1 protein-coding gene is annotated in these 973 nt (G+C 72.4%); it reads left to right on the top strand.

What is annotated here, in order from left to right; genetic code table 11:
* Nucleotides 1–973: pectate lyase family protein (locus AC27KI_RS25815; RefSeq protein WP_487116681.1), on the top strand; the 973-nt coding region annotated here is incomplete at both ends.

Genomic DNA, 973 nt, shown 5'->3' with positions numbered 1-973 from the left:
CCACTTCGCTGCAGGGCCTGGAGCGCGCGCTGTGCCAGCGCGCCGAGGGCCCGCGGTGCACCGACGACGCACCGCGCGTGATCGTGCTGGACCGCCTGTTCGACTTCCGGGGGTCGCTGCAGGCCAACGGCTCCGCCACCACCACCGAGGCCGGGTGCCTGGCCTTCGCCTGCCGGGGCACCCCGCCGGGCCAGGGAGGCCAATGGGGCCTGAACGTCGCCCACTTCTGCGACGGCCGCCCGGCCGCCCTGGTGACCTACGACAACGCCGGGCGCCGCCCCCTGCCCGTGGGCTCCAACAAGACCCTCGTCGGCATCGGACGCAACGCCGGCATCCAGGGCCGGGGCCTGCGCATCGGCGACGGCAACCGCAACGTCATCGTCCAGAACATCCGCATCACCGACATCAACCCGGGCGTCGTCTGGGGCGGCGATGCGCTGACCATCGACGGCGCCGACGGCGTGTGGGTGGACCACAACCTGTTCGCGCGCATCGGCCGCCAGATGGTGGTGACGGGCTTTGGCAGCGCCGCGCACGTCACCCTGTCCGGCAACGAGTTCGATGGACGCACCGGCCAGTCGGCCACCTGCGACGGCCACCACTACTGGCTGTGGCTGTTCCTGGGCGCGCAGGACACGATCACCGTGGCCCGCAACTACGTGCACGACACCTCGGGCCGCGGGCCGCATGCGGGCGGCATGAAGAACGCCACCGTGGCCGCGCACCTGGTCAACAACTATTTCGAGAACCTCAGCGGCGAAGGCGCGGCCATGCCCCTGACGGCCACGGCCCGCCTGTTGATGGAGGGCAACCATTTCGACCATGTGACCCGGCCCGTGTACCGCTACCCGCACGCGCCCGGCCCGGGCCCGGTCTTCGCCCCGTTCGCCGGGCAGCCCGCCCCCGGCAATGGCCTGTGCCGCCAGGCCATCGGGCGGGACTGCGTGCCCAACGACCAGACGGCCAGCGGCAC

The organism is Acidovorax sp. KPB24-03, from assembly GCF_057546605.1.
Note: the sequence above shows the minus strand (reverse complement) of the source record. Positions and strands in the feature narration are given on the sequence as shown.